The organism is Streptomyces nojiriensis (assembly GCF_017639205.1).
Lineage (GTDB): Bacteria > Actinomycetota > Actinomycetes > Streptomycetales > Streptomycetaceae > Streptomyces > Streptomyces nojiriensis.
This window is the reverse complement of sequence record NZ_CP071139.1, coordinates 1,879,840-1,905,497: the sequence shown is the minus strand read 5'-3', so window position 1 is coordinate 1,905,497 and position 25,658 is coordinate 1,879,840. Positions and strand designations below refer to the sequence as shown.

Below are 25,658 nucleotides of genomic sequence, written 5' to 3'. Positions count from 1 at the left end.
CCCTCAGCGTTTGAGGAGGAGCGCGTGGCGCAGGGCGGTCTCCGCGATCTGGCCGAAGGCGAATGCGGCGTCGGGGGCGGCTGCGAGCTTCTCGTTGACGTCGAGCAGGTCGAAGGCGTCGGGGATGTCGTCCGGCTCGTCGAGGCCGCGGACGTAGGCCCACAGGTCACCGACCCGGTCCAGTTCTGCTCGGGCCCGCTCGAACCGTGCGTGTCCGTCCCAGCCGTCGAGGCCCCGGAAGGCGGGCGGGACGGGGAACAGCCCGTCGGGGATGGCGATGCGGCCGTCGGCCTGGCGGCCGAGTGCGACAAGGGGCGGCTGCCTGCCGTCCAGCACGCGCTGGATGGCCCAGGCGGCGCCGTAGGCGTAGGCGGCGGCCGCGTCGTCGTACAGCGCGGCCATGCGGAACTCGTGCGCCAGGTGGGAGGCACGGATCTCGAACACGGTCCGGTCGTGCGGGCGGTCGGGGACCGTGGACGACTGGCCGGGGGCGGTGACGGCGCCGTCCGCGTACTGGAGCCGGTCGAGGTTGTACTGGGCGCCGGCGGCCTGTGCGGCGCGGTGGGCGGTGCGGGCTTCGCGGGCGGCGGCCCCGAGCGCGGACACGCTGTCGGTCAGGGTCTCGAACCACGGAATCGTGGTGGACTTCATGGGTCTCTCCTCAGTGGCGGGTGTTGAGAGTGCCGGTGGTGCCCCGGACATGGGTGAGGACGGCCCGGGCTCTGGTGAGACGGGCCGCCCTCGTCGTGTCTGCTGGACGGGCGTTCAGCTGTTGATCTGGCTGCGGACCTTGGCGATGAGGCGGAGGATTTCGTGTGCCATGTCGGCGATCGCCTGCAGTTGTTCTTCGACCTCTTCCGGGTTCGGCCCGGTGAAGGAGAACGAGGGTTCGTTGTTCGGTTTGGGGTCGGTGAACGAGAACGACACGGGTGGCTCCAGCCGGGTCAGATGTTCATGTGGTGTGCGCGCTGGATGGCGGCCTCCCACACACCGCGAACCTGGGCGCCGGCGTGGTTGTCGTTCCAGGCCGGGATGGCCTCCCACTGCTTGCCGTGCTGCCGGCAGGCCTCCGCGAGAAGCAGGTTCCCGGCGTCCCGATAGGCTGCGTTGCGGGTTCCGGCAGCGGCCCGCAGGGCGCCGATGGAGCAGCGGGCGCCCTCGGGGTGGATGAGCCGGTGCTTGGCCCAGCCGTGGGTGTCGAGGAAGGCGAGCGCGTCGGTAAGGGTCTTCTCGACCGGTCCGGGCCGGTGCACCAGCGGCGCCGCGGCGCGGGTAACGGTGACGTACCGGCCGCGCGGATCGCGCTCCGGAGCGTCGTACACACCGACCAGCACCAGCGAGTCAGCGGGGACGTGGACGCAGGTCTCCTCCAGCAGTTCCCGGGCGGCGGCCTCGCGGGACGTCTCGCCCGCGTCTACGTGCCCGCCCGGCAGGGCCAGGCGGCCCTGGTGCGGCGGCCAGCCGCGCTCGATCACAAGCACGTCGCCGCCACGGATGCACACCACATCGGCGGTGTACCGGATCGTCTCCGGCATGGTCTCGGTCATGGGGATGTCTCCTCGGGAGGTCAGGCGGGGTGCTGTGCTTCGGGGTAGGCGCACGGGGTGCACATGCCGAGCGAGGCCGGGATCACGTACCCGGCATCGCGGCAGCAGGCCGGGCACCAGCGGCGGGCCGCGTTCGCCTTCGCCAGGGCCGCGGCCCGCCGGGCGGTCATCGGCCGGACGGGCCGGGCCCGGTCGATCCGGTACAGGTAGGCGACCAGCGGCCCGCGCCGTCGGCGGGGCCGCTCCAGCTGTGCGACGACGTCCTGGCCGCCCGGCCGCAGCCCCAGGGAGCGGAGCTGCCGGCGGGTGGCCAGCCCGTCGGGGGCCAGACGCCACCGGTAGACGGGCAGGGTGCTCATGTGGCGTTCTCTTCCTGGGACATCAGGGCGCCCCAGGCGGTGCGTACGCGCTTCTCGCCGCCGACGAATCCGGCGTCGCGGAATGCGGTGGCGGCCTGCCGGTAGGACATCGGCGGGTCGGTGGAGTACCGGAGGTGCCGCAGCACCACCAGGAGCTGCTCGTCGGTGAGCGTCTCGGTGGGGTGCGGGACCGGGACCCCCGCGACGGCCGCGACCTCGTCCAGCGTCACGGGCGTGACGCCCGGGTGCGACTCGTCCGTGACGCTCCCCGGAACCAGCTCCGCAACACGGCCGGTGACCTGCGTGTCTTCGGCGTCACGGCCCGGTGTGACGCGCTCCAGCTCCACCTGCTCCACCCCCTCGATCGGGATGGCGGTGGCATCCGGTGTGACGGCGGGTGTGACGGGGAGGGAGAACATGCCGGCCAGGGCTGCGTCCGCGCCGTCGGTGATCCGCTCGCGCTGCACGTCCAGGAGCCGGGACCCCAGCGACAGGTCACCGGTCCCGACCTTCCGGGCGAGCTTCCACGACGTGCGCTCCGACCGGGCCTGCACCTTGGCGTCGGGGTGGTTCGCCGCGACCGCCCGGTGATATGCCAGCTGCTGCACCACGGCGGCGGCCCTGGCTTCGGCCTCGGCGTCGCGGCCGTCGGTGTGGACGACGATCCGGCGGGCCAGGAAGGCCATGCCCTCGGCGGAGACGCACATGCCCATCGGGGTCACGGCGTAGATGACGGTCCGCCCCGGGTCCGGGGCGGCGGTCGCGGCCATGACCGCGGCCGCGGCCGGCAGGACCCACAGGCCCAGCCGGACCACCCCCGGAGCGGACTGCCCCAGCATCGTGAGGCCGAGCAGAACCAGCGCCAGAACGGCGGTGGCGCCCTCACCGGCCGCCACCGCACCCAGAGCCGTACCGGCCCCGTAGGCGTGGCTGATGTTGCTGAACGTGCCCGCACCGCCCGCGACACCGGTAGCCAGCATCGGCACGAATGCCGAGGCCAGAACCACCTTCTGGGCCCTCGACAAAGGCCTGCGGGAAGCGGGTGCGTCGTGGCCGGTCATGAGGTGCTCCCGTCCTTGAAGACGAACGGGGTGTACGAGACGGGCTCCTCGGCGGTCCGGTGCCGGATCTCGCTCGCGCTCTCCCACAGGTCGCCGTCGCCCCGATGGCGGAGCATCACGCGAAGCACGATCCGCACGTCACTCGCGCGGCGCTGCAGAATCCGGTGGTAGGCGCGCTCATCGGCCTCGGCGAGCGCCGGCAGCGGCACGTCCAGCGCCGCGACGATCGCGGACAGCAGATCCGCGACGGCGGCCCTCTCGGTGCGCTCGTTCATGCGGCACCGCCCGGCACGCTCGCCGCGGCGGCCTGGTTGGTCAGCGACCGCCGGACGGCCAGCACCCTGCGGCGGGCCCGGCGGATCCGACGCTCATCCAGCACCGTGACCGGCCGGTCCAAGACCATGATCTGCGCGTCGAGCAGGTCGACCTCCGCCAGGATCAGCGGCATCTCCCACTCGATCACGTTCAGCTCAGCGTCCGACGGCTCCAGGTCGTCGGACCACGGGGTAACAGCGTCGTGACGTGCGACGATGTGTTTCATGAGTCGTGTTCTCCCTAGCAGGTGGACGGCTCGAAGCGGCCCCGGTGTTCCAGCACCGGGGCCGCACGCCTTTGAAGTGGCTGCGCAGATCCACGAACAGCCACGGCCGCCGACGCCTGGGGTGCATGGCCGGGCGCCGGCGACCGTGGTCGTTGGTGAGTAGTCGGACTGGGCTTCGCACGGCGCCGCTCGATCCGGGGGCGGTCCGAGTCCCCGGGGGTCATGGCAGCCAAATGTCTGGCCGTGCGGATCTTTAGAGCCGATGGCGTGCCACCCCTTCGGGGCGTGGGGACCGGTTGTGACGCGGGCCCGTTCTCAGTCGGCTGGTCTCCACTCGCATCGGCCGGTGCGGTCACGGCCGTGTTGCTGCGGTGGATCACGCTGTGGAGTTGTGTGCGGTGCATTTGCGCAGCTCAGAGCAGCCCAAAGAAGGCCCCTCATGAGTGGTTCGTTGGTGACTGCGCCACCGTTGCCGGGGCGCCCTGTCTTGCGACAAGCCTGTCCGTACGGTGTTCCGGAATCGAATGACGGCTTGTCATATGGGGGCTGCCGACTGCTCGCTGCCCTACGAACAACATGGTGCACCTAGTGCACCATGTTGGCAAGTGGCTCGCCCCTCCCCACAGGGAATGGATGCGAAGAGACTGGTGTACTAGGTACAACACCCCCGACTGAAGGAAGACCCCGATGACCGAGTTCCGAGGGCAGCCGGCATACCTTCAGCTGGCTGATGACCTGCGGGAACGCATTCGCAGCGGCAAGATCCCTGACGGCGTTGCGCTGCCGTCGGCACAGGAGCTGATCGAAAGTTCCGGAGCCTCAAGCACCGTGGTGAAGAACGCGGTGTCGCTGCTGCGCGCGGAGGGGTACGTGGTCGGCCACCAAGGCAAGGGAGTCTTCGCGCAGTTCCCGCCCCGCCTCTCAGACCACTCGCGCGGGGTGGCGGACTGGGCTCTGCCGCTGCTGCAGGCAGGCACGGTACTCGAAGCAGCCCTACGCGATGCCATGAGCGAGACCGAGCCCCCTTCGGCGAACAGCGAAGCGGCCCTTGAGCGCTGGCGGGAGGCGTTCGCCGACCTGCCGGAAAGCATCAAGGACCGCTTGGCCAAGTCTTAGCGACTGCTGTCGGAGACAGCCGACCAGGCGTCGGTGACCTGCCGCTCCAAGCTGGAGCACTCCGGCTTCCAACCCAGATCAGTCGTAATCCTGGAGATGTCCGCCACCAGCCGCGGCGGCTCGGGCTGCGGCGGACGGTGCACAACGGGCACTTCCCGACCCGATACCCGTTCGACCGTAGCCACGATCTCGCGCATGCTCGCCGGGGTCGCGCCGACGTTGTAGGCCCGGAAGGAGGCAGAGGCGGGAGCCTCCAAGGCCAACACGTATGCGCGCGCCAGGTCATCGACATGTACGAAGTCCCGGACCGCCGCACCGTCGCCGTTCATTTCGAGGTGCGGATAGCGGCCGGCTGCCACCGCCACGGCCTTCGGGATGATCCGGCTCTCATCCGCGTCTCCCACTCCGTTGACCGAGCCCGAGATGTTGAAGCACCGCAGACTCACAGCCTCGATTTCGCCCTTCTCTGCCCGCGCCTGAAGCGCCCTGTCGGCGGCCAGCTTCGACGTGCCGTAGGGGTTGCTCGGAGCGGGCACAGTGTCCTCACCGATGGGCTGCCGCTCGGGTGCCCCGTAGATCGCTGCTGTGGAGCCGAGGACGACCGTCGGGACCTTCGAGCCAGCGCGGGCAGAGGCAAGCGCGTCGAGCAGCGTCACCGTGCCACCGGCGTTGACCGCCTGGTACTCCTCCGAACGCTCGAAAGACTCGCGAACGCGGGTGAGGGCCGCGAGGTGGCACACGCCCTGGACGCCATCGAGAGCTGCGGCCAGAGCGTTCGGATCGCGGATGTCACCGCGGAAGACCTCGGATATCGGCAGTTCTGGCAGGGGGGCATCGGCCGGCCGATGCGTGAGGACTACGGTGTCGTGGCCTGCTTCGACAAGCCGTCGTACAACCGCGTTGCCTACGAATCCGTAGGCTCCGGTCACAAGTACGCGCACTGATCTGCCTCTCAGCCCAGGATGAGTCCGCGGTTCCGCCACGCCAGATCGATGCACGCCGCGGCAGCGGACGCCAAAGGTTCATTGTCCAGCAAGCGCCGGACGTTGGACTCGGTGAACTCAATTCCGGCGCTACTGCTGCCAGGGCTACCAGCCACGACGGCGCCTTCTGAGTTCCTGGACACCATGCCGGCGAAGACGGAGTCGTAGACGTCGGCGTCGATGACCACCACGCTGAGGATCTCGCCCGCCAGAGTGAGCGGGTCCAGGCCGATCCCGAAGCAGTAGGGACGCACCTTGCCCTCGCGGCGGGCTTGATTCAGCGTCCGGAAGGGCTCAGTGGCCTCGTAGTCAATCGGCTCGCCGCTGCTCCCGTCTGCCTCGGGGTCCCCGAGGAACTCCTCGGCGTACTCGCGCAGTACGTTGCGCCAGAGGTTGAAGTCGTTCGACTGGTCCCAGGGCATGACTGAGGACGGCTGGAACACCCCGGCCGGCATGACGTGGTACGTCCCACCGGCAAGAGCGACGTTGCTTGCGGACCGGTGATGAAGTGGGAACGACGCGCCATCGGGACCGAGACGAATGGTCAGGGTGTCGATGGATGGCAGCAACGGCCGGTGCGTGAGATCGAACGGGTCCCCGACCAGCGATCGGAACGGGAGTTCCGCCCAACTCGGGTCACCGATCCATGCGGGATCGCTGCCAGTCTTCAACCACGCACTCGCCAGCTCGTGAGCCACCCCCTCACAGACATCGGCCATGTCGAAGTACGTCGTGTACCCGAACGACAGCTTGGGGCGGCCTTCCGTCTGGGCCACATCGAGCAGCCGAAAGCTCGGCCGGTTCACGAAGAGGGACGGTCGGTCGATCATCCGGATGGCCTGCGTATAGCGATCGAACTTGGCACCGTGCGGCGCGAGCGGCCGAACCCCTTCCGACTCCTTCTCCCGGCCGCTGACTTCCGGCGGGTTGGTCTGCGTCAGCCAAGCCAGCTCGATGTCCGCGAAGTCGACCGGCTCGGGCCACATCCATGACTCACGGGTGAGCACCGGACTGCTGCCCGCTCGGGAGACATCCGGGTACAGCCGGGCGGCGGCCTTCGTGAGGTCGGCCCGGTGCCGGTTGAGCTCGCGGCGTGTCATGCGCCATCGCCGCTGGTCATCCACGGCTGCGAGCGGACTGCGCTCGCCCATTTCGCCAGCAGACGCCCCGACCGTCACGACGGCCTCGGCCGGCGGTAGCAGGCCAAGCTCTTCTTCAGGCAAGGCCAAGGCGTGGGCAAGCCTGCGAAGTTCGACCATGTCCCGAATGTTGCGCTTGCCGCGTTCGAGTAAGGAGACGTACGACTGGTCGTAGCCGAGCAAGTCGGCGAGATCTTGCTGCTTGAGCTTGTGGAGCGCTCGATACGCCTTGAGCACGTCGGCCAGGTTCGAGCCGTCCGGAGGGGCGCTCCGCTCGGTGTCACTAGCGAGCCAGTGCGGCTCGGCGTCGGTCGATACGGTGCGCGAGGGCCTGCTCGATGTTTTCGGACCGACAGCACGGCGGCAGGGGCTGCACACGGTGTCGGTGTTTCCGCGGCTCAACTTTGTACCGCACCTGGTGCACAGGGACGGCGTGGACGGTGCAACGGTCATCAGCTTCTGATCCCTTCAAGGGAGGCAGCGACTCTAACGGCACTGCTGAGCAACTCGGTTGTACGGCCTGCTGCCAGACCGGACCCTTACCTGCCACGCTGGCAGGAGTTTCTCCAAGTCATCAAGGGGCGCTTCCGCCGTGCACGGCACGGCGTCGCGCGCCCATCGCCCCGGGCATACGCTCCTGTCTCCGCCCCGCTCGCCAACATGGCTAAGGGCCTGATGGGGTGAGTCTCCTCTGATGTGCTGGCTGCCGGTCAGATCGATGCCTCTGGTGGGGGCGCTCAGACTCCGTGATACAAGGTGTCCGTCCTGCGTCTGCCAACCGGTTCGTTGTGGGGTGGCGTTATCCCGCCTGCCGTCGCCCCAGGCAAGCCATAGCAGACGACGCTTCAGTTCGCCCAGCAGAGATCTCCACCTGGGCCCCAGAAGCCTGGGCTGCTATCACTCCGTGTGGGTCGACGGCAGAGGGGATGGCAGCAGGGCAGGCTGTGTTCGCCGCGGAGTAGCCGACCGACCACCTAGGCGAATTTCATTGCTTCTGCCGTGAGGCGGCCGCCACACGAGCGGCATGTACAGGTACCGCTCCCGTAGGAGGGCGTGTAATGGACCATACCGCACATCTGTTCCGCCTTCTTATCGAAAACCTCCCAGAGATGCTCAATATAGTCTTCCTTAGGGGGGTCTGGAGAGTAGTGCCTCCAGATCGCGTAAGAGACGAGGTCCGCCACCTGGATCAGGCGCGTTGCCTTCGAATCAGCGAAGAGTGGCACGTCTGCAAGATTTCTGAGTTGACCAATAGTGCCGGCTGCTCTCCGCCACTCGCGCGTCCATGCCTGAATGTCCCGTTCAGCCACAAGGCGGCGGTCATGGATGACCAACCCGAGATCATCGCCACCGTTCTCTGAGCGATTTCGCTTCAGCATCACGTCGAATTTATTTAGAAGGACTTCGTAGGCAAACGCCTCACGTTCCGCGGCACGCCATCCGCTGCGAAAGTTTGCATCAACCGCTACGCCGAAGAGTGCCATCGGGAGGGTTGGCTGCGTGGGGCGGAAATCCTTGATGATCCCATACGCCTGTTCTAGCAAAGCGAGGCGGTCGGGGCGTGGAATCAGAGCCCAGTTACTCACCTTCTGCGGCTTCGAAGTCTTCTGCTTAGGCTTCTTAGCATTCTTCATTTCTGAGACGTGCAGCTCAAATTCTTCGGCGTTGAGGTTGGGACCTCTTACGGCCTTTTGGACGACGTTGTCGAGTAGCTTGTGCAGTTTCCTCGCGTCGCGCTCATGAATTGCTATGCCGCCTAGAACAAAAGCGTGGCTTCCGCCGTGAGTGCCGGATTCATCGACGAACAAGAGATACAATTTGCCCCCATCCCCAGCCAACGAAAATTCAGCTCATGATAACGAAAAAGCGGGCCCCGTAGGACCCGCTTTTCGTTACATTCACTAGCCAGTGCAGCTAATCGGGCACCGCGTTGGCAGTCCCATCCTGCTGCTCGGAACCGCGTTGGCAGTCCTACCAGCTGATGCCTAGCCTAGCCGACTCCGAGGCGCTGTCAACTTTACGCTCTTGCGTGCCGCCTCTCTTGCTTCCGCGTGTCGAGCAATTCACGCAGGTCAGGCGAGGTTCTGCCTCACACACGAGAGCCCTCTGAGAGCCGACTGAACCTGGGGAGCGCCTGGCCGGGTATTGGTGTGGAACCTCGCACACGCCGTCGGCCGGACGGCGTGCTCGGGGTGCTGGACCGGCGCTGGCGCGGCAGGCTGGGGGCGTGTCGGATCAGACGGAGATCATCGTGCATCCAGTGTCGCCGAAGGGCGGTCGGAAGGTCACCGTTCATGCGCTCGGCGTGGACGTGGACCTGGGGCGTGCGCACACGCCGAGGGACGTTGCCGAGTTCCTGCGTCGCGCCGGCCTGGAGGACGTGGACCTGAGCGAGGACGGGCCGATCACCTGGGAGGGAGGCGGTCCCGAGGTGTGGAAGCGGCCCGATGCGTGAGGGCCAGGGGAGCCAATCGGGGAGCCACCGGAGGCAGCGCAAGGCGGATCTGCCTGGACTGTCGTGGACAGTGGGGAGCCGGAACCCTTGGGGTGGAAGGGCTCCGCGAGGCCGCTTCCTCAGCCCCTTCTTTCCCCCGACTTAAGAACGTTCTAAGAGGTTCTCTCAGAAGCCTTTGGCAGGCTTTGCCGCATGAGCTCCACGGACAGCACAGGCAGTACGCGCAGTACGCGCAGTACAGGCGGCACGGGCGGCGCGGGTAGGCAGCGCATCCTCGTCGTCGACGACGAGCCCGAGGTGCGGGCAGCCGTCGAGGACGGACTGGCGATCGAGGGGTACGAGGTACGGGGGGCCCCGGACGGGCTCGCGGCCCTCTCCCAGGTCGCGGCCTGGGAGCCCGACGCGGTCGTCCTCGACGTGATGATGCCCGTACTCGACGGCCTCGCAGTCTGCCGGCAGCTGCGGGCGCTGGGCGACCGTACCCCCGTCCTCGTCCTGACCGCCCTCGACTCCGTCAGCGAGCGCGTCGACGGGCTGGAGGCGGGCGCCGACGACTACCTCGTCAAACCCTTCGCCCTGGACGAGCTGGTCGCCCGGGTCCGCGCGCTCCTGCGGCGGGCCGCGCCCGGACCCGCCGGCCCCGCGGCCGCCCCGCTCGGCTTCGCCGACCTCGTCCTCGACCCCGCGACCCGCACCGGGCGCCGGGGGAGCAGGCCGCTGGAATTCAGCCGTACCGAAGCGGCCCTGCTCGAACTGCTCCTGCGCCACCCCGGCCAAGTCCTCCCGCGGGAGCTGATCCTCGAACTGGTGTGGGGACGGGACTTCGGTCCGGACTCCAACTCCCTCGCCGTCTACGTCGGCTACCTGCGCCGGAAACTGGAGGCCGCGGGCGAGCCCCGGCTGGTGCACACCGTCCACGGGGTCGGCTACCGGCTGGACGCGGCGTGAGCGGCGGCCGCCGGCGGCTCGGCCGGGTCTGGCGCAGGCGCGGCCCCCTGCGCACCCGGCTGGCGCTGTCGGTCACCGCCGCCGTGGCCCTCGTGGCCGTCGGGGTGTGCGCGGCGGCGTTCCTGGTGGTCCGGTCCGCACTCTACGAGCAGCTCGACCTCAGCCTCACCCAGTCCGCGCGGCTGGCCGCCCAGCGCAATCCGGGGGACGCGCCGGGCACACTGGCCGGGGAATGCCGGTTCCTGGCGGCTCCCGCCTGCGCGGAAGTGGTGGCCGCCGACCCGGCCAAGGACCCCGGAACCCCGGGACTGCTGCCCGTGGATCCGGCCGCGCGGGAGGTCGCCGCGGGCCGGCAGGCCCCCTACTACACGAACATCACGGTGGCCGGGTATCCCGCCCGGATGCTCACCACCGACTACGCCAAGGGGCGTGCCCTCCAGGTGGCCCTGCGGGCCGACACCGTCGAGGACGGCATCACCGAAGCAGCCCAGTGGCTGGTGCTGACGGCGGTGATCGGCGTGCTGCTGGCCGCCGTGCTGGGGTACTGGGTCTCGCGGACCGGCCTGGCCCCGGTCGCCCGGCTCACCGCGACGGCCGAGCGGATCGCCGCCACCCGCGACGCACGGCACCGGATCGAACTGCCGCCACCGGGGCGGGAGGACGAGATCACCCGGCTCGCCACGAGCTTCAACACCATGCTGGGGGAGCTCGAACAGTCGATCGCCGCGCAGCGCCAACTGGTCGCGGACGCCTCCCACGAACTGCGCACCCCGCTGACGGCCCTGCGGACCAACGCCGAACTGCTGGCCCGGGCCGATCGGCTCACCCCCGACCAGCGCGAGCGCGCCTCGGCCGCGCTCGGGCGGCAGCTGCGCGAGGTGACGGGTCTGGTCAACGACCTGATCGAGCTGGCCCGCGACGAAGAGCCGCAGCCACTGGTGGAACAGGTCCGGCTGGGTGCGCTGGTGGAGCACTGCGCGCAGGCGGCGCGGACGCACTGGCCGGCCGTGCCCTTCCACGTACGGGTCCCGGCCCAGCCCGTCGTGGTGCCGGGGGTACCGGCGCGACTCAGCCGGCTGCTGGGGAACCTGCTCGACAACGCGGCCAAGTTCGGCCGGGGCGGGCTGCCCGTCGAGGTGGAGCTGGTGGCGGGCGTCCCGGGCCGGGGACCGGAGCTGACGGTCCGTGACCACGGCCCGGGGATCTCGCCGGAAGACCTGCCGCACGTCTTCGACCGGTTCTACCGGGCCGGGGCGGCCCGCGCCCTGCCGGGGTCGGGGCTCGGACTGGCCATGGCCCGGCAGATCGCGCGGGCGCACTCAGCCGAGCTGACGGCGGAGGCCGCCCCGGGCGGCGGCGCGCTGTTCCGGCTGGCGTTCTGAACGGCCCGGCGGGGACCGGAGCGTGCCGTCTCCGCCGGAGGCGGCTCGGCCTGTCGCTTCGGCAGTTCCCCGAGCCACGGGACGTCCCTGGGACGCCCCCAGGAAAGTGCGTCTGAGCTGGGCGGACGCTCGTCCCTCGCGTCCCGGGTGGATGGGACGCGGGAGGCCGCAGCGCTCCGTGTGGCAGCTTTTCGATGCCACCAGGTCACCAGCGAAAGGTTCTTTCGACATGCGCATCTCCCGCCCCGGGAAGGGCGTCACCTCGCTCCTCCTCGCCGCGGTCTCCACCGGCGCCCTGCTCGTCTCCGCGCCGGTCGCCCACGCGGACGACTCCTCGTACAAGATCTGCAAGGACACGTACGGCACGCGCCTCTCCCCGAGCGGGCGCTACAACATCCCGCGGTACAACTACTCCCAGGGCGACTCCGACGTCTGCGTCGCCGGACTCCAGGAGCTCGTCGCGGACTACGGCCTGACCTCGTGGGAGCAGAGCGGCGGCAACTTCGTCGACGGCGTCTTCGGCGCTCGTACCAACTCGGCCATCCGCAGGTTCCAGAGCACCCACAACCTCGAAGCCGATGGCATCGTCGGCCCGCGGACCTGGGAGAAGCTCCTGACGGGCTGAGCCCCTCCTGCTGCCCGCGACTGTCTTCCGCACTCCCTTCCCTTCCCTTCCCTTCCGTTTCTCTTCCCCCTCGCCAGGAGACGCTTTCCCATGTCCTCGTCGCGCCGCATCCGCCCTCTGGCGGCCCTCGCGCTCGCCGCGTCCGCCGTCGGCACGCTGCTGGTCACCGCCCCCACCGCCCAGGCCAGTTGGGGCAACGAGCTGCAGGCGTGCAAGAACGCCTACGGCTCCGAGTACTACATGGCCTGGGAGATCCCCACGGTGGTGCTCGCCAAGGGCTCGTCCGGGGTGTGCGTACGGGAACTCCAGGAGGAGCTGCTCGAGGCCGGCGCGGTCCGCAGCGAGGACCAGCCCGGCTTCGTCGACGGAAGCTTCGGTCCCAAGACGTACAACGCGGTGGTGAACTTCCAGCGCAGCGCCTCGACCATGGGCGGTGCGGACGGCGTGGTCGGGCGCTACACCTGGCACCACCTGATCGCCACCGTCTACTTCGATTAGTCCGGGCGCCCGGCACACCCTCCGTCTCAACGAAAGGAACCCCTGGCATGAACACCATCAGGCGTACGGCCACCCGCGTCGGAGTCCTGGGCGCGACGCTGCTCATGGCCGCCGGATTCGCCGCCCCGCAGGCCTCGGCCCGGTCCGGCTACCTGGAGGCGTGCACGAACCAGGTCGGCACGCGCTGGGCGTCCAACGGCTGGCCCGTCCCGGCGGTGGACCTCGCCAGGGGTTCCACGGGCGACTGCGTGCGGGCGCTCCAGTGGGCTCTGGTCCGCACGGCGTTCGTCGACTCCGCCGATGCCCCGACCTTCATCGACGGCTCCTTCGGCCCCAAGACCGAGGCGGCCGTGCTGCGGTTCCAGTCGAAGTACCCGCGGGAGACCGGCGGCCCGGACGGCATCGTCGGCATCAAGACCTGGGGATACCTCATCCCCGCCGCGGAGGGTTAGGCCGTCTCTTCCGGATCTTGCCGGGCCCGCGACGCCCGGCACCGCACCTGGCCGCGTTGTCGGAGCGCCCGAGTACGTCCAGTACACGGTGCGCTCCTCCGCCTTGCCATCCACGGCACCGGACGCCGCGGGCTCGGCCGACAAGATCCGTAAGAGACGGCCCAGGGCCGTTCGGCGGGGCTGCGTACGGTCGGGTCGTAGCGGCCAAGTACGGGGAGGCGAAGCCGACTTCGAGGTTCGCGTGGCGACGAGCCGTACACGGGCGGTGCGGTAAGATCACGTATGGCGCAATGGAAGTCAGCGCCTGTGCAGCACCGCGCGGAGGATCCGGGTCTGCCATGCCTTCGCCGCCGATTCGGCCGCGCATGCGAGCACTGCCCTGCCGGGTGCGCCCGCTCTGAGGATCTCCAGAGCGCACTCTTCCGATGGTGCGCCACCGGTCGGCATCGAACCGCACTGCCCGTACGAGCCTCGCCGATCCGCCGTTGATCGGCCGCAGGCTCCTTGCTGGAGACAATGTGAAAATCCTCCCCGAGATTTCTCGTACGCTGAGCGAATACCTCCTCATCCCGGGCCTGACCACAGAAGACTGCACGCCGGACCAAGTGGATCTCGGGGCGCCGCTGGTGCGTCACCGGGTCGGTGAGGAGCCGAGGATCCGGGTTGCCACGCCCATGGTGAGCGCCATCATGCAGGCGGTGTCGTCACCGACGCTGGCGGTGGCACTGGCGCAGGTCGGCGGGTTGTCGTTCATCCACCAGAATCAGGAGATCGAGGACCAGGCCGCGGACGTGCTGGCGGTGAAGCGGCACAAGGCCGGCTTCCGGAGCAGCGAGATCACCGTGGCGCCGCAGACGCCTCTCGGTGAGGTCGCCCGGCTGCTGTCCGAGGCCGAGCAGGGCGTGGCGGTGGTCACGCGGAGCGGGGACGCGGACGGCGAGTTCCTGGGGGTCATCAGCCTCGACGACTTCCACCTGGAGCGTCACGGGGCCTGCGAAACCGCCGGCAACCGGATGCGGGGCCGCGCCGGCCTGGTCACCGCGTCCGCCTCGGTCTCCCTGTCCGAGGCGAACGAGCTGATCTGGCAGCACCATCTGGACGTTCTGCCGGTGCTCGAGGACGGCCGCGTCGTCTCCTTGGTCCTCAAGAAGGACTATCAGGCACACAAGACGTATCACCGGGCGACGGTGGACGGCGCAAAGCGTCTGCGTGTGGGTGCCGGTATCAACTCCCGTGACTTCAAGGACCGCATTCCCGCCCTGACCGAGGCCGGCGCGGACGTGCTGTGCCTGGACTCCTCCGACGGCTATTCCGTGTACCAGGCGAGGACCCTCGAATTCGCCCGCGAGGAGTACGGGGACGACGTCTTCGTCGGCGCGGGGAACGTCGTCGACGGCAGGGCCTTTCGCTACCTGGCCGATGCGGGCGCGGCGTTCGTGAAGGTCGGGATCGGCGGCGGGGCCATCTGCACCACCCGGGCGCAGAAGGGCATCGGCCGCGGACAGGCCTCCGCGCTGCTCGATGTGGTCCAGGCGCGCGACGCCTACGCCCAGGAGACCGGTGTGTACGTGCCGCTGTGCTGCGACGGCGGCTTGCTCAACGACTCGCACATGGCGATGGCGCTGGCGATGGGGGCGGACTTCATCATGCTCGGCCGCTACTTCGCCCGGCTCGACGAGAGCCCGTCGCGGAAGCTGCAGATCGGCAGCCAGTGGTACAAGGAGTACTGGGGTGAGGGCTCGCGGCGCGCGCAGAACGCGGCCCGGTACGGCCAGCGCGGCCAGATGGTCTTCGAAGAGGGCGTCGACGGCTACGTGCCCTACGCCGGCAGCCTGTACGACAACGTGGAGCGGACCCGGGCGAAGCTCACCTCGACGATGATCAGCTGCGGGTCGACCAGCCTGCGGGACTTCCACCGCGATGCGGTGCTGGTTCCGGTGTCCGCGGAGTCGTTCAAGCAGACGGGTGCCGAGGTGCAGCTGCGCCAGCCCGCCATCGACTCCGCCGACTGATCCGACCGGCCCCGGGCCTCGTCGTGCCGACGTGATCACGAACGAACAGCAGCCCTGCGGCATGCTGTTCGGCAAGGAGTCCGAAGACGGGGGAGAGATCCGATGAAGCGGCACGTCGAGTTCGAGCGTCTGCACAACTTCCGGGACCTGGGCGGATACCGGTCCGCCGACGGGCGGACCGTCCGGTGGGGGACGGTGTACCGGGCCGACTCGCTCGGCAAGCTGGCGGGCGCCGACTGGGAGCGGTTCCTGGGGCTCGGGATCGGGACCGTGATCGACCTGCGGTATCCGTGGGAGATCGAGGCCAAGGGGCAGGTGCCCGAGGCGGAGCGGTTCCGCTACGTCAACCTGAGCATCGAGCACCGCCCCTACGACCAGGCCGAGATCGACCCGGACACCGACCCCTGGCGGTACCTCGCGGACCGGTTCGCCGAGGTCACCGAGGACGGGGCCGAGGAGATCCGGCAGGTCCTGGAGGAGCTGGCGCAGGCGCCCGGCCCCCTCGTCTTCCACTGCACCTCGGGCAAGGACCGGACCGGGCTCATCGGGGCCTTCCTGCTCACCCTGCTCGGGGTGGAACGGGCAGACGTCCTCGCCGACTTCGCACTCACCGAGCTGGCCACCGAGCGGCTCGCCGCCGACTGGCGGGCCGCGAACCCGGGCCGGGTCATGAAGTGGCCGAGTTACGGCCGCGCCCCTGCCGTGATCATGGAGTTGGTGTTCGCGGACCTGGAAGCCCGGTACGGATCCGTGCACGGCTACCTCACGGACCGGGTCGGCCTGTCGGAGCGCACCGCCGGGCTTCTGCGCTCCCGCCTGCTGACCGGCGAAGGCGCCCGCGCGACGTGAAGTCGCTCTGGTGGCGCCACCGGCACGTCTCCTACCATCGGAACACGGGCGGGGGAGGGGGGTGCGTTCATGGCAGCGCACGTAGGGCGGCTGGAACGCTTCGTTGCCTGGGTCCTGCGGAACGCCGACGTCGTGGTCGCCCTGGGCATCGCGATGGCGGTCGGACTCCTCGACATCTTCGGAGACGTCATCAGTGACGACGTCTCCTCCGGCGCCACCCTCGTCGTGCTCGGCCTCCTCGCGACCGGGTCGATCGTGGAGCGGGTGCGCCGGCCCGCGACCATCCAGGAGGCGATGAGCGGGACCCGGCAGGCCCTGGAAGACCTCGCGATGGTGCGCTCGCTCTCCGGCAACGAGGTCGGCGAGGCACTGCGCAAGGCCCGGCAGCACACCAACCTCTGGTACTTCAAGGGGGGTACGGGCACCTACCTGCGGGCGGTCACCCTGCCCCTGTGCGTGGCCGCCGCGAAGGAACAGCGCTCGCAGCTCAATGTGAAGATCGACATCGTCAATCCGGCCGACGAGCGGGCCTGCGCCGCGTACGCCCGGTTCCGGCAGATGTTCGGCGGGCAGCGGCGCGGCGACGACGTGTGGACCACCGACCGGGTCCGCCGCGAGTCGTACGCGACCGTCCTCGCCGCCTGCTGGTACCAGCGGCAGCTGACCACGCTGGAGATCAGCGTGCACCTGTCGGCGGCCGTGCCGACCCTGCGCTTCGACCTGTCCGAGACCTGCCTCGTCATCACCCAGGACGACCAGTCCCGGGTGAACCTGCTGGTGGAACGCGGGCAGCCGCTCTACGACTACTACGTGACCGAGCTGCACCAGAGCCGCGAGCAGGCGACCGTGCTCGATCTGCGCGTCGCCTCCCCGCTCGGCCAGGAGCCCACGGTCGACGAGGTGCGGACGCTCTTCGACGACCTGCGGCTGCCCTTGCCGCGCGTCTTCACCGACAGCGACATCGGCAAGATCATCGAAAAGGCCCTGCACGCGGAGGACCCCTACAGGAGGTGATGCGCTCCGGCGCGCCCATGGACCGAGAGCTCGAAAGCACTCTCGTCACCCTGGAGGAAATCGCCTCCGGGACCCGGGAGTTACATGCTGTCCGTCATCCCCTCGGATTCCTCTGCCTGCCACTGCTGAGAGAGGGTCCGCGCGGAATCTGCGTGCATCTCTTCGAGATCGGCAACCGCGCCGATCCGGACGCGTCACCGATGCACGCCCACAGCTGGGAACTGCGCAGCCGCGTGCTGTACGGACGCGTGGCCAACCTGCCCGTACGCACGAGCCCGGTGCGGGACGGCGAGGAGGGTGCCACCCACCGGGTCTTCGAGGTGTTCAGCGGGAGCGACGGCGTGGACGAGATCCGGCCGACCTCCCTCCTGGTACGGAGCGAGCCCGGCCCCGCCCACATCAGCGCGGGCGGGGAGACGTACACCCTGGCGGCCGGGGAGTTCCACGCCACCGCACTGGAAGGGGTGGAACCCGCGGCCACCCTGGTGCACGGCATGTCGATCCCCGGGCAGCTCGACCTCTCCCTCGGCCCGCTCGACGGGCGACCGCGCCGCACGACCCGCCGGCTGTGCGACACCGCGCAGACCGTGCGCAGCGTCCACACCGTCCTCAGGAGGATCGATGCCGAGCAGTGGGCCTGATTTCGACCACGAGAGGCAGGTCGCCGTCGCCGCGGCGGAGGAGGCGGGCAGCCTGCTGCGCAGGCGTTTCGGCACGGCGCGGTGCGTACGGACCAAGGGCGGGACCGGGGACGTGCAGATGGACCTCGACCTCGCCGCCGAGAAGCTCGTGCTCAGCCGGATACAGCGCCACTTCCCGCACGACCGGATCCTGTCCGAGGAGGCCGGGCTCCTCGACGCGGCCGGCGAACGGACTTGGCTGGTCGACCCGTTGGACGGCAGCAACAACGTCGTGATCGGGCTGCCCACCTACGCGGTCGGGATCGGGCTGTGCCTGGGCGGCACCCCTGTGATGGGCGTGGTGCACGAACCGGTGACCGGGGAGACCTGGCACGCGGTCCGGGGGTACGGAGCCCACGGGCCGTCCGGCGCGCTGCCCGGCCCCGGCCCGACCCTGCCGCGCCCCGGCCCCGTCGTCGCATGGACCCAGGGGTACGCCGTGGAACGGGGCGACGTGACCGCGGTGGGCCTGCGCACGGTGCTGGAGCTGCGCTGCAGGCGCGTCCTGCAGCTGTGGGCGCCGCTGCTCGGCTGGAGCCTGCTGGCGCGCGGCACCATCGACGCCTTCGTCGGCTACCGCGCCGAGGGCGTCGACCTGCCGACCGGGGCGCTGCTCGCGGCCGAAGCGGGCGTGGAGCTGCGCACGCTGTCCGGGGCGGCCTTCAGACCCGGCTTCGCCGGGGCCGACACCGGACGCAGCTTCGTGGCGGCCCGCGGCGAGACGCTCGCGTACCTGCTGGGCGAGGTGGGGTCCGTCACCACCACCTAGGTGGTGGCCGCCAGCGCGAGCGTCGCCGCCACGGTGCCCGCCACCGCCAGTACGGCGCCCGTGCCGAAGAAGCGGCCCAGGCCGATCCGGGTGCCGTGCCAGCGGCACCGCTCGAACCACAGGAGGGTGGCCAGCGAGGCCCACGGCGTGATGACCGGCCCCACGTTGACGCCGATCAGCTGGGCGAGCAGCTGTTCGTGGTTGGCCACCGGGATCGCCGCCTCGCCCGCCAGGTAGGCCGGGAGGTTGTTCAGTACGTTGGAGAAGCCCGCGCCGACCGCCGCCGACCTCAGCATTCCGACGAGGTCGTTGTCGGAGCCCATCGCCGCCGCGAGGATGTCGTGCAGCCCGTGGGCGTTGACCGTCTCCACGACCAGGAACATCCCCGGAACCAGGACGAGGAGCCGCCAGGGGATCAGGGACAGGCGCAGCGCTTCCCGGCCGCGCACCCAGAAGGCCACGACCACGATCAATGCGGCCCCCATCGACGCCGACCACAGCGGCACATCGGCGAGCAGGATCGCCAGCAGGAATCCGGCGCACGCCACCGCGCTCACCCGGAACAGGACCGGGTCCGCGGGACGCGGCAGGGGCGGCGGAGTGTAGCGGGTCTCGCCGCGGCGCCCCGGGCGCCAGTAGAAGCCCCACAGGCAGGCCATCGTGACCGCGATGGCGGCCAGCTGCGGCGCCCACATGGTGGCGGCCATCTCCGACGGGGTCAGCGCGATGCGGTCCGCGGCCAGCAGGTTCGTCAGGTTCGACACGGGGAGCAGCAGGCTGGCCGTGTTCGCCAGCCACACCGTGGTCATCGCCAGCGGTACGGGCGCGATACCGACCCGGGTCGCCAGCGCCAGCATCACCGGGGTCAGCAGGACCGCCGTCGTGTCCAGGTTGAGGGTGATGGTGGTGACGGACGCGAACAGCACGCAGAGACAGAAGAGGAGCGGGTACCTGCCGCGCCCCGCCCGGGCCACCCAGGTGGCGACGACGTCGAACACCTCCGCCTTGCCGGTCAGCTCGGCGAGGACGATGACGGTGGCCAGGAACACCACCAGCGGACCGATGCGCTCCAGCACGTCCGAGGCGGGTCCGGTGGGCAGCAGGCCCGTGGCGACGCACAGCGCACCGAGTGCGAGCAGGCCGCCGGCCAGCCAGTCCAGTGGATGCAGACGCCTGAGGAAAGACACGGCGAACAGGTTCGCACATACACACGCCCCGGCATCAGACGGGGCGGAAGGAACCGGACAGGCCCGCCCGCGCCGGGTGTCCGGCGCTCCGCGGGAGACGACCCCGTCCTTGACGGGACAATCCCTCGGCCGGGGGCACGGCCCTACGATGGACTCATGATGACGGACGGGCAATTCGGCGCTCCCGCAAGAGAGTTCGACTTCTTCATCAGTTACTCCCCGGCAGACGAACAATGGGCCGCATGGATCGCCTGGACCCTGGAGGAAGCCGGTTACCGCACGGTGGTGCAGGCCTGGGACTTCGTGCCGGGGACCAACTTCATAGACTTCATGGACCGGGGGGTCAGCGAGTCCGTGGCGGTCATCGCCGTCCTGTCCCGCCACTACGAGCGTTCCACCTACGGTCGCATGGAATGGCAGGCCGCGCTCCGGGCCTCGCCCGAGTCGCCCGAACGGAGGCTGCTGACCGTCCGGGTGGACGAGATCCCGATCGAGGGACTCCTCGCCACGATCACCTACGTCGACCTCGTCGGGGTGGCGGACATCGACGTGGCCCGTTCCCTGCTCCTGAACCGGGTCGGGCAGGCCGTCGACGGCCATGCCCGGCCGGGCCGCCGTCCCGGTTTCCCGGGGAGCGGTCCGGGACCCGTCCGCCACCCGGAGCAGCCCAACCCGGGCCACCCGCAGCCGAGCGCGCTCGCCGGCCCCGGCTGGTCGGGGCGCCGGCGGCCGGTCAGGGCGCCGCTCTACCCGCAGGCTGCCGCGGCCGGCCACGGAGCCCAGGACACCGTGACCGTCCTGCACCTGGCCGGGCCCGACTTCGGGCGCGGCCGCGAACCAGACTCGCTCAGCCGGCAGATCCGCGGCGACCTCATCATGCTCAGGGACGCGGGGGCACCCGCCCCCGATCTGATGGTGGTCACCGGCGACCTCACCGCGTCCGGCAGCCCGCGCGAATGCGACCAGGCCCTCAGCTTCCTCACCGCCCTGCGCTCCCAGCTCGACCTGTCCCCCCAGCGGGTGATGGTGGTACCGGGCGCGCAGGACGTGAACCAGGCCGCGTCCCAGGCCTACTTCCACACCTGCGAGGCCGACGAGGTGGCACCGCAGCCGCCGTACTGGCCCAAATGGCGCCACTACACCCGGCTGTTCCGCGGCCTCTACCAGGGCCTGGACACCGTCTTCGACAGCGACCAGCCCTGGACCCTCTTCCCGGTGCCCGAACTGAGCACGGTCGTCGCCGGATTCAACTCCTCCATGGCCTACAGCCACCGCCCCGAGGAGCAGTACGGCTTCATCGGCCGCGACCAGGCGGCCTGGTTCGCCGAGGCCATGCGCCGGTACGAGGAGGAGGGCTGGCTGCGCATCGGCGCGCTCCGCCACCCGCTCACCGACGGCCGCCGCCCCGGCGACGCGGTCGGCGGCCCCGGCGGGCTGCGGGACGCCGACGCCTTCGCCCGGCTGGCCGCCCCGCGGCTGCACCTGCTGCTGCACGGGCCGACCGGCGGCCCGCGCACCACCACCTCGGCTCCCAGCCGCACCCAGCTCGCCGGGGCTTCAGGGGCTTCAGGGGCCTCCGCGGCGTCCGGGGGCGCCGGTGAGCTGCCCCTGTTCGGCTCCGCGGCCCCCGCCAGGTTCCAGCTGCTCCAGGTCGGCGCGGAGGGAGTGACCCGCTGGGACGACCGGATCACCTCCGCGTCCGAGACCTTCCCCGCCGCATGGCGGCAGACCCGCCGGGTCTTCCCCGTACCGGAACTGCCCGCCGTCATCAACGTCGAGCGGGCCGGCGGCCGGGCTCCCCTGGACGACCCGGCGGCCGCGCTCGCCGAGCGGGTGAAGGAGATCTGCCGCGTGCGCCGGGAGGGCGTACGGCTGCGCGACGTCCCGCGCCGTGAACCGGGCGACATGGTGCAGATCATGGCCACCTGGCAGGAGCAGGAGGACGGCGTCGTCCAGCAGCAGCGCATAGCAGTCCACCCCGGGAGCCCCACCGAGGACGAACTCGACCGCTTCATCGCCCAGGTGCACGCGACCGACACCGGCTCCGAGGCCGTCCTGGTGTACGCGGGCGACGCCCCGGCCGGCGGGCTGCGCCGGCGGGCCGCCGCCCACGGCGTCCGGGTCCGGGTCCGGAGCTTCATCGAGTTCCAGGGCCTGCTCGACCTCCGCGGCTACGTCGCCGCGCAGACGGCCCGGCTCAGCAGCAGCGAGCAGTACGCCCCCGGCCTCTACCTCCCCCAGCGCTACCGCGACGCCGATCGCCCCGACGGCCAGGAGCGCGACGGACTCGTCGAGGAGCTGCTGGAACTCCTGGAGTCCGACCACGGCCGGTTCGTCCTGCTCCTCGGCGACTTCGGACACGGCAAGACCTTCGCGCTGCGCGAGCTCGCCCGGCGCATCTCCGAACAGCTCCCGCACCTGACCCCGCTGCTGATCCCGCTCAACTCCCTCGACCGGGCGCACAGCCTCGAAGGCCTGGTCGCCGCGCATCTGGCCGGCCACGACGTCGACACCATCGACCTGCGGGCCCTGCGCTACATGCTCGCCCAGGGCCGCGTCGTCCTGCTCTTCGACGGCTTCGACGAACTGGTCAACCGGGTCAGCTACGACCGGGCCGCCGACCACCTCCAGGTCCTCCTCGACGCGGCCGTGGACCACGCCAAGATCGTCGTCAGCAGCCGCACCCAGCACTTCAAGTCGCACGCCCAGGTCCTCACCGCGCTCGGCGAGCGCGTCGGCCTGCTCCCGCAGCGCAGGATCCTGGCCGTCGAGGGCTTCACCCCCGCCCAGATCCGCTCCTACCTCGTACGCAGCTACGGCGACGAGCGCGCCGCCGACCGCCGCTACCAGCTCCTGCGCAACATCCCCGACCTCCTGATGCTCTGCCGCAATCCCCGGCTGCTCTCCTTCGTCGCCGATCTGAGCCAGGACCAGCTGCGCGCGGTCGCCGGAGCGGGCCGGGCGCTCAGCCCCGCCCGGCTGTACGAGGACGTGTTCACCTCCTGGCTCGACCACGAGGAACGGCGCGGCCAGGGCGGGCCCGGCGCGCCGCCCGGACTCACCGTCGACCAGCTGTGGGCCGCGGTCACCGCGCTGGCCTGGCGGCTGTGGGAGAGCGGCCGCAGCGCCCTGCGGCTCGACGAGCTCACCGAGACCGTGGCCGACACCCTCAGCGAACTCACCGAGTCCCCGCTCACCCCTTCCGAGCGCGCCCAGGCGGTCGGCGCGGGCAGCCTGCTGGTCCGCAGCGACGACGGGGTCTTCCAGTTCATCCACGGCTCCGTCATCGAATGGCTGGTGGCGCGGGAGGCCGCCCGCCAGCTCGCCCGCGGACAGCACACCCTGCTCCTCGCGCGCCCGCTGAGCCAGCTCGCCGTCGAGTTCTTCTGCGACCTCGCCGACCACGAGCAGTGCGCCCGCTGGGTGCGCGAGGTCCTCGACTCCCCGGGGCGCGCCGTCAGCGAGGCCGCCCGCGCCAACGCCGTCCGGATCTCCGACCGGCTCCGGGTACCGGCCAACGCCGACCTGCGCGGCGCCCGGCTGGCCGGCGAGGACCTCTCGCACCGCGACTTCTCCGGGGTCGACCTCACCGACGCCGATCTGACGGACGCCCGGCTGATCGGCGCCAACCTCTCCGGCGCGCTGCTGCGGGGCACCCGGCTGACCGGCGCCCGCCTCGACCGGGCCGACCTGAGCCGGGCCGACCTGACCGGCGCGAACCTCAGCCGGGCCCGGCTGACCCGGACCGATCTGCGGGGCGCGCTGCTGACCGGCAGCCGCTGGCACCGGGCCGCGCTCATCGACACGACGATGGACGACGCGGTGCGCTCGGCCCCCGAGCTCGGGACCGCCGCGATCGCCCCCGGGATGCCCGTGGACGCCGGGTTCCGGCCCTCCGCCGTCGGGGTCCCGTACGGCTTCGGCATGCGCACCAGCCGCCTCCCCGAACCCATCGCGTACAGCAGCGACGGCGAACTCCTCGCGGTCGGCAGCGAGGACGGCTCCGTCCTGGTCTGCGGCGCCGACGACGGCCGGGCCGTGCGCACCCTCCAGGGGCACGAAGGCCGCGTGTACGCCGTGAAGTTCCGGCCGGGCGTCATCGCCACCGGCGGCTCCGACGGCGCGGTCCGGCTCTGGGACCCGGTGACCGGCGCCTGCCGCCACCACCTGCGGGTCCACCCCGACGGCGTGTGGCCGGTCTCCTTCGACGCGGACGGCACCCTGCTCGCCACCGGCGACCGCGAGGGCCTGGTCACGGTCTGGGACACGGCCACCGGCGAACCCGTGCACCGGATGCCGGGTCACGCCGCACCCGTCTACACCGCGGTCCACGGACCGGACGGCCTGCTGCTCACCGGGGACGCGGGCGCGAAGGCACGGCTCTGGGACCTGAACACCGGGCACTGCGTCCGGGAGATCGACGGGCACCAGGGAGCCGTCTACCGTGCCCGGTTCAGCCCCGACGGGACCCTCTTCGCCACCGCCGACCGGGGCGCGCCCGGGCAGGGCGGCACGGTGCGGATCTGGCGGACGGCCGACGCGCGGCTGCTGCACGAGTTCACCGGCCACACCGGCCGGGTGTACGTCCTCGACTTCCACCCCGGGGGCAACCTCCTCGCCAGCGGTGACACCGACGGCCAGGTGCGGCTCTGGGACCCGGTGGTCGGCACGCCCGCCGGAATCCTCGAACGGGGCACCGGTGCCGTCTACCAGGTGCTCTTCGGCGACGACGGGAAACTCCTCGCGGCCTGCGACAGCAACGGCGCGGTCCGGCTGTGGACGGTCACCGAGCGCCCCCACGGGTACACGATCGTGCTCCACCCCCAGCAGCCGACCGAGCACCGCGGCACCGCCTGGGCATGCGCCTTCCGGCCCGGCGACAGCCAACTGCTCACCGTCGGAAACGACGGCGGCGCGCAGATCTGGGACGCGGCCACCGGCCAGGGCAAGCGCATCCTGCGCGGCCACGGCCGCCGGATCAGCGGTGTCGCCTTCAGTGCGGACGGCGCACAGCTGGCCACGGCCGGGAACGACGGGGTCGTACGGCTGTGGGAGACGCGCACGGGCCGGCGTACGCAAGAGCTCACCGGGCGCGGCGACCGGCTGGTCTCGGCGGCCTTCAGCCCCCTCGAAGCCATCCTCGCCACGGCCAGCAACGACGGCGACATGTACCTCTGGGACCCGCTGGGCGGCGAGTACCTGAGGGAGCTCGACGCCGAGACCGAGCACGTCTGGGCGGAGGCCTTCAACGCCGACGGGACCCTGCTCGCCACCGCCAACGACGACGACTCCGTACGCGTCTGGTTCCGCCCCACCGGTTCCCCCGTGTCGACACTGACCGAGCACCGGGGCCGGGTCCGCTCCATCGCCTTCCGCCAGGACGCCGATGTACTGGCCACCGGCTGCGACGACAGCTTCGTACGGGTGTGGGACGCCAGGAGCGGAGAGCTCCTGGAGCAGCTCGGCGGACATGCCGACCGGGTGTACGGCGTCGCGTACGGCCCGGGCGGCGCCTGGCTCGCCAGCGCGAGCTGGGACGGTACGGCCATCGTCCGCCGGGACGGGCAGGCGGATCAGCGGCTGCGCGGACGCGGGGGCAGGCTGTGGGCGGTGGCCGCCCACCCGGGCCGCCCGCTGCTGGCCACCGGCGGCGACGACCGGGCCGTCGGCCTGTGGGACGCCGTGACGGGCGAGCACCTCACCGACCTCGTCGGCCACACCGGCCGGGTGCTCTCGCTCGCCTTCTCCCCGGACGGGACGACCCTGGCGAGCGGCGCCGAGGACGGCACCGTACGGCTGTGGAACGTCCCGGCGGACGGCGAACCGCCGTCCCTGCGCGCGACGCTGATGGGCATGGCGGGCGGCTGGGCGGCGCTGACCCCGGCCGGCGGGTACAAGTACGAGGGCGACGTGGCCGGTGAGTTCTGGCACGTCGTGGGCATGTCCCGGTTCACCCCGGGGGAGCTCGACGAGTACCTGCCGGGCATCCACCGGCTGCCGCTCGGCGAGGAGCTCTGAGGCCATGACGGGCCCGCCGGCCC

24 protein-coding genes are annotated in these 25,658 nt (G+C 70.8%); 13 read left to right on the top strand and 11 right to left on the bottom strand.

The window, feature by feature from the left end; genetic code table 11:
* Positions 1 to 3: 3 nt before the first annotated feature.
* The 7 genes from JYK04_RS08880 to JYK04_RS08850 form a co-directional block, all read right to left on the bottom strand.
* Positions 4 to 651, bottom strand: coding sequence for a hypothetical protein (locus tag JYK04_RS08880; protein WP_189734665.1), 648 nt, complete (start codon positions 649 to 651; stop codon positions 4 to 6).
* A gap of 114 nt (positions 652 to 765) precedes the next feature.
* Positions 766 to 927 (bottom strand): hypothetical protein, encoded by a 162-nt coding sequence (locus JYK04_RS08875; protein ID WP_189734663.1) that lies wholly within the window; start codon positions 925 to 927, stop codon positions 766 to 768.
* Between the two features lie 17 nt (positions 928 to 944).
* Positions 945 to 1,547 carry a DUF6197 family protein gene (locus JYK04_RS42375; RefSeq protein WP_208809269.1) on the bottom strand — a complete coding sequence of 201 codons (603 nt, stop codon included), beginning with the start codon at positions 1,545 to 1,547 and terminating at the stop codon, positions 945 to 947.
* Between the two features lie 20 nt (positions 1,548 to 1,567).
* Positions 1,568 to 1,906 (bottom strand): RRQRL motif-containing zinc-binding protein, encoded by a 339-nt coding sequence (locus tag JYK04_RS08865; protein WP_189734648.1) that lies wholly within the window; start codon positions 1,904 to 1,906, stop codon positions 1,568 to 1,570.
* Positions 1,903 to 2,967, bottom strand: coding sequence for a hypothetical protein (locus JYK04_RS08860; protein ID WP_189734646.1), 1,065 nt, complete (start codon positions 2,965 to 2,967; stop codon positions 1,903 to 1,905). Before JYK04_RS08860 ends, JYK04_RS08865 begins: the two co-directional genes overlap by 4 nt.
* Positions 2,964 to 3,242 carry a hypothetical protein gene (locus JYK04_RS08855; protein ID WP_189734644.1) on the bottom strand — a complete coding sequence of 93 codons (279 nt, stop codon included), beginning with the start codon at positions 3,240 to 3,242 and terminating at the stop codon, positions 2,964 to 2,966. Before JYK04_RS08855 ends, JYK04_RS08860 begins: the two co-directional genes overlap by 4 nt.
* Complete coding sequence (locus JYK04_RS08850; protein ID WP_189734642.1) at positions 3,239 to 3,508, bottom strand: DUF6284 family protein; 270 nt, start codon at positions 3,506 to 3,508, stop codon at positions 3,239 to 3,241. The genes JYK04_RS08855 and JYK04_RS08850 overlap by 4 nt, the downstream gene beginning before the upstream one ends.
* A 687-nt stretch (positions 3,509 to 4,195) precedes the next feature.
* On the opposite strand from JYK04_RS08850, the gene JYK04_RS08845 reads away from it, so the two are divergent.
* Positions 4,196 to 4,624: a GntR family transcriptional regulator gene (locus JYK04_RS08845; protein WP_189734641.1), complete on the top strand. Its 429-nt coding sequence runs from the start codon at positions 4,196 to 4,198 to the stop codon at positions 4,622 to 4,624.
* Here JYK04_RS08845 and JYK04_RS08840 read toward each other — a convergent pair.
* The 3 genes from JYK04_RS08840 to JYK04_RS08830 form a co-directional block, all read right to left on the bottom strand.
* Positions 4,621 to 5,565, bottom strand: a complete 945-nt coding sequence (locus JYK04_RS08840) for an NAD-dependent epimerase/dehydratase family protein (RefSeq protein ID WP_189734639.1) — start codon at positions 5,563 to 5,565, stop codon at positions 4,621 to 4,623. The two genes, JYK04_RS08845 and JYK04_RS08840, sit on opposite strands and share 4 nt — an antisense overlap.
* Positions 5,566 to 5,576: 11 nt before the next feature.
* A complete protein-coding gene (locus tag JYK04_RS08835) occupies positions 5,577 to 6,983 on the bottom strand; it encodes a helix-turn-helix transcriptional regulator (protein ID WP_202186052.1) in 1,407 nt (468 codons plus the stop codon).
* Positions 6,984 to 7,720: 737 nt separating this feature from the next.
* Complete coding sequence (locus JYK04_RS08830; protein WP_189734635.1) at positions 7,721 to 8,554, bottom strand: DUF3800 domain-containing protein; 834 nt, start codon at positions 8,552 to 8,554, stop codon at positions 7,721 to 7,723.
* Positions 8,555 to 8,973: 419 nt separating this feature from the next.
* Here JYK04_RS08830 and JYK04_RS08825 point away from each other — a divergent pair, with 419 nt between their 5' ends.
* The 11 genes from JYK04_RS08825 to JYK04_RS08775 all read left to right on the top strand — a co-directional run bounded on the left by JYK04_RS08825 (position 8,974) and on the right by JYK04_RS08775 (position 18,430).
* The gene (locus tag JYK04_RS08825) at positions 8,974 to 9,201 is read left to right on the top strand and encodes a hypothetical protein (RefSeq protein WP_189734633.1); all 228 of its coding nucleotides are present in this window, start codon (positions 8,974 to 8,976) and stop codon (positions 9,199 to 9,201) included.
* A 192-nt stretch (positions 9,202 to 9,393) separates the two neighbouring features.
* Complete coding sequence (locus JYK04_RS08820) at positions 9,394 to 10,149, top strand: response regulator transcription factor (protein WP_229875054.1); 756 nt, start codon at positions 9,394 to 9,396, stop codon at positions 10,147 to 10,149.
* Positions 10,146 to 11,531 (top strand): sensor histidine kinase, encoded by a 1,386-nt coding sequence (locus tag JYK04_RS08815; protein WP_189734631.1) that lies wholly within the window; start codon positions 10,146 to 10,148, stop codon positions 11,529 to 11,531. The genes JYK04_RS08820 and JYK04_RS08815 overlap by 4 nt, the downstream gene beginning before the upstream one ends.
* Before the next feature lie 229 nt (positions 11,532 to 11,760).
* Positions 11,761 to 12,156 (top strand): peptidoglycan-binding domain-containing protein, encoded by a 396-nt coding sequence (locus JYK04_RS08810; protein ID WP_229875053.1) that lies wholly within the window; start codon positions 11,761 to 11,763, stop codon positions 12,154 to 12,156.
* 90 nt (positions 12,157 to 12,246) lie between these two features.
* A complete protein-coding gene (locus JYK04_RS41100; RefSeq protein ID WP_229875052.1) occupies positions 12,247 to 12,654 on the top strand; it encodes a peptidoglycan-binding domain-containing protein in 408 nt (135 codons plus the stop codon).
* 47 nt (positions 12,655 to 12,701) lie between these two features.
* Positions 12,702 to 13,106, top strand: coding sequence for a peptidoglycan-binding domain-containing protein (locus JYK04_RS08800; RefSeq protein WP_189734627.1), 405 nt, complete (start codon positions 12,702 to 12,704; stop codon positions 13,104 to 13,106).
* Positions 13,107 to 13,624: 518 nt separating this feature from the next.
* Positions 13,625 to 15,118 (top strand): IMP dehydrogenase, encoded by a 1,494-nt coding sequence (locus tag JYK04_RS08795; RefSeq protein ID WP_189734625.1) that lies wholly within the window; start codon positions 13,625 to 13,627, stop codon positions 15,116 to 15,118.
* A 102-nt stretch (positions 15,119 to 15,220) separates the two neighbouring features.
* Entirely contained in the window at positions 15,221 to 15,967 is a 747-nt protein-coding gene (locus JYK04_RS08790) for a tyrosine-protein phosphatase (protein WP_189734623.1), read from the top strand.
* Between the two features lie 69 nt (positions 15,968 to 16,036).
* Entirely contained in the window at positions 16,037 to 16,981 is a 945-nt protein-coding gene (locus tag JYK04_RS08785; protein ID WP_189734621.1) for a hypothetical protein, read from the top strand.
* Positions 16,982 to 17,133: 152 nt separating this feature from the next.
* Entirely contained in the window at positions 17,134 to 17,622 is a 489-nt protein-coding gene (locus JYK04_RS08780; protein ID WP_189734619.1) for a hypothetical protein, read from the top strand.
* Positions 17,603 to 18,430 (top strand): inositol monophosphatase family protein, encoded by an 828-nt coding sequence (locus JYK04_RS08775; RefSeq protein ID WP_189734617.1) that lies wholly within the window; start codon positions 17,603 to 17,605, stop codon positions 18,428 to 18,430. The genes JYK04_RS08780 and JYK04_RS08775 overlap by 20 nt, the downstream gene beginning before the upstream one ends.
* Here the strand turns inward: JYK04_RS08775 and JYK04_RS08770 are convergent.
* Complete coding sequence (locus JYK04_RS08770) at positions 18,427 to 19,617, bottom strand: SLC13 family permease (RefSeq protein ID WP_229875051.1); 1,191 nt, start codon at positions 19,615 to 19,617, stop codon at positions 18,427 to 18,429. The genes JYK04_RS08775 and JYK04_RS08770 overlap by 4 nt on opposite strands.
* 156 nt (positions 19,618 to 19,773) lie before the next feature.
* Between JYK04_RS08770 and JYK04_RS08765 the strand changes: the two genes are divergently transcribed.
* A complete protein-coding gene (locus tag JYK04_RS08765; RefSeq protein ID WP_189734615.1) occupies positions 19,774 to 25,635 on the top strand; it encodes a WD40 domain-containing protein in 5,862 nt (1,953 codons plus the stop codon).
* Positions 25,636 to 25,658 lie beyond the last annotated feature (23 nt).

Bases quoted from the DNA above. Each gene is read 5' to 3' on its own strand.
- JYK04_RS08880 (WP_189734665.1), bottom strand. From the start codon at position 651: ATGAAGTCCACCACGATTCCGTGGTTCGAGACCCTGACCGACAGCGTG.
- JYK04_RS42375 (WP_208809269.1), bottom strand. From the start codon at position 1,547: ATGACCGAGACCATGCCGGAGACGATCCGGTACACCGCCGATGTGGTG.
- JYK04_RS08865 (WP_189734648.1), bottom strand. From the start codon at position 1,906: ATGAGCACCCTGCCCGTCTACCGGTGGCGTCTGGCCCCCGACGGGCTG.
- JYK04_RS08860 (WP_189734646.1), bottom strand. From the start codon at position 2,967: ATGACCGGCCACGACGCACCCGCTTCCCGCAGGCCTTTGTCGAGGGCC.
- JYK04_RS08855 (WP_189734644.1), bottom strand. From the start codon at position 3,242: ATGAACGAGCGCACCGAGAGGGCCGCCGTCGCGGATCTGCTGTCCGCG.
- JYK04_RS08850 (WP_189734642.1), bottom strand. From the start codon at position 3,508: ATGAAACACATCGTCGCACGTCACGACGCTGTTACCCCGTGGTCCGAC.
- JYK04_RS08845 (WP_189734641.1), top strand. From the start codon at position 4,196: ATGACCGAGTTCCGAGGGCAGCCGGCATACCTTCAGCTGGCTGATGAC.
- JYK04_RS08820 (WP_229875054.1), top strand. From the start codon at position 9,394: ATGAGCTCCACGGACAGCACAGGCAGTACGCGCAGTACGCGCAGTACA.
- JYK04_RS08810 (WP_229875053.1), top strand. From the start codon at position 11,761: ATGCGCATCTCCCGCCCCGGGAAGGGCGTCACCTCGCTCCTCCTCGCC.
- JYK04_RS41100 (WP_229875052.1), top strand. From the start codon at position 12,247: ATGTCCTCGTCGCGCCGCATCCGCCCTCTGGCGGCCCTCGCGCTCGCC.
- JYK04_RS08800 (WP_189734627.1), top strand. From the start codon at position 12,702: ATGAACACCATCAGGCGTACGGCCACCCGCGTCGGAGTCCTGGGCGCG.
- JYK04_RS08790 (WP_189734623.1), top strand. From the start codon at position 15,221: ATGAAGCGGCACGTCGAGTTCGAGCGTCTGCACAACTTCCGGGACCTG.
- JYK04_RS08785 (WP_189734621.1), top strand. From the start codon at position 16,037: ATGGCAGCGCACGTAGGGCGGCTGGAACGCTTCGTTGCCTGGGTCCTG.
- JYK04_RS08775 (WP_189734617.1), top strand. From the start codon at position 17,603: ATGCCGAGCAGTGGGCCTGATTTCGACCACGAGAGGCAGGTCGCCGTC.
- JYK04_RS08765 (WP_189734615.1), top strand. From the start codon at position 19,774: ATGATGACGGACGGGCAATTCGGCGCTCCCGCAAGAGAGTTCGACTTC.